At 70.7% G+C, this 1970-nt stretch carries 1 protein-coding gene; it reads right to left on the bottom strand.

What is annotated here, in order from left to right:
* A partial coding sequence (locus tag AAGI91_17740; protein ID MEM1044456.1) for a DNA polymerase domain-containing protein occupies positions 1 to 1970 on the bottom strand: 1970 nt, incomplete at both ends.

The raw sequence follows: 1970 nt of genomic DNA, 5'->3' as shown, positions 1-1970 counted from the left end.
GGCGGACGCCCGACGGGTCGAACCCGAACAGGTCCTCCTCGGAGAACACGAGGCGGAACTGGGCCTCGGTCTCGAAGAACGGCGCGAACCGGGCGGCGAGCTGGTCGAGGCGGTCGAGGTAGAACGACGTGCTCTCGTCGGGCGCCTCGGGGTTCCACGTGTCGGCGAGCCGCGCCGCCTCGAACACGCGTCCTCCGCCGTCGGCGATGTAGTACGCCACGCGGTCCCCGAGGCGGGGCGCCCGGCCGGTCCGCTCGGCCTCACGGCGGGCGACCTCGTAGGCGGCCGCGCGCGTCCGCTCGCCGGCCGCCACGGCCCGCTCGTAGGCGTCGAGCGACGCCTTGAGCGTCTCGACGCGCTGGAAGCTCTCCACCCCGCCGCCGTCGGCGGCGGCCCAGTCGTGGGCCTCGATCTGTCTGCGGTAGCGGAGGTAGAGGTCGTGGAGCCCCTGGATGTCCTCGTCGAGGAGCCGGCGGATCGCGTCGCGCACGAAGCGCCGCCCGAACCGCTCCGACGAGCGGCTGACGAGGCTCGACCCCTTGAACTTCATGGCACCGTCGTAGCCCAGGAGCGCGTAGTTCTTCTTCTTGTACGAGAGCATCCGCCGGAAGCGGCCGTCGAACCCGATCCGGATGCCGTCGGGCATCTGCTGGCTCAGCGCCTCCACGAACGCCCGTTCGGCCGCCTCGCCGTCGACGCCCCGAGGCGGGACGAACAGCACGCCGTCGGTGTCGACCTCGACGATCTGAGCGCCCGCGCCACGCGCGAGCCGGATGATCTGGCGGAGGAGGTCCTGGCCGGTCGCCGCCACGCGGTCCGCCTCGGCGAAGTCGTTGAACAGGGCGTAGCCAAAACCCATGTTGCCGTAGAAGCTCTGCCCGCACCAGTTGAACAGGCCGTTCCGGCCGGCGAGGACCGTGTGGTGATCGGCGACCGTGAGGCATACGATGTCGCCAGCGTAGGACACCTCCCGGCGGTGCTCACCCTTGACAACGGGTGCGAGCCCGCGCGGAACTCCCGCCTCGGGGTCGTTCACCGCGATCCGGTACGCGCCGTCGTGAGACATGACGTAGGACCGCCGGCCGAGGTGGAGCGAGAGCCGGACGAAGTCGTCGGCAAGCTGCCGGCTGGCCGTCGTGTATCGTTTGCCGTGGCGGTCGCCGTCGCCCGCCATAAGGGCGTCGAACAGGACCCCGAGGCGGTCCGCAGGGAGGTCGAAGACCCACGGCGGGAGCCGTTTATCGTACGAGCCGCGACCGCACTCCGCCTCGAGTACCTCAAACAGCACGCGCGACGAGAACGAGAAGCCATTCTGGTCCTCGCCGAACGCGATCCCCATCCGGCCGCGGAGCGCGCGGAGGACGGTCCGCCCCGACGCGCGCTTCTGGCAGAGCGTGACGCGGTACCCCTCCCCCCGAACATTCCCGTTGGCGTACGTCCTCGGCGTGCTCTTGAAGAGCGTTCCCTCGCTCACGTACCAGCCGACAAAGGCGAGCCAGTCTTCGAGGCGGTATGCGTCCGGCTGCCACCGACCTTGCTGCCGAAGCTCTTTGATGCCTCGCGCCCCGGTCTTGTGCTCGATCCCGTGCCGCTGACACAGGTCGGAGAGCCGGACCGCCTCGGGGGCGGCGCGCTGCGGGGGGAGTGGCGCGAGGGGTGGGAGCTTCCGCCGAACGCGGTCCCCGAGGAGGTCGCCGGCCGTCTCCCACGCGTAGTCCGCCCACGTCCCACCCGGGCGGATGCGGGCGGTGAGGAACCGGTGCTCGGGCGTGACCCGGAAGTCGACGAACCGGTTCTTGATCTCGACGAGCGGTCCGTCGTACGCCTGGCGGTACACCGCCTCGACAGGCTTCACCTCGGGGACGAGCGTGTTCGGGTCGATGGCGTAGACGAGGTCGCCGGCGGCCACGTCGCCCACGCGCTTCGGGCCGTCGACGGTCATCACCTCGGTGTCGGGCGTGAAGCAGTTG

Source organism: Bacteroidota bacterium, from assembly GCA_038746285.1.
In the GTDB taxonomy this organism is placed as follows: domain Bacteria; phylum Bacteroidota; class Rhodothermia; order Rhodothermales; family JANQRZ01; genus JANQRZ01.
This window is presented reverse-complemented; position numbering and strand designations above follow the sequence as displayed.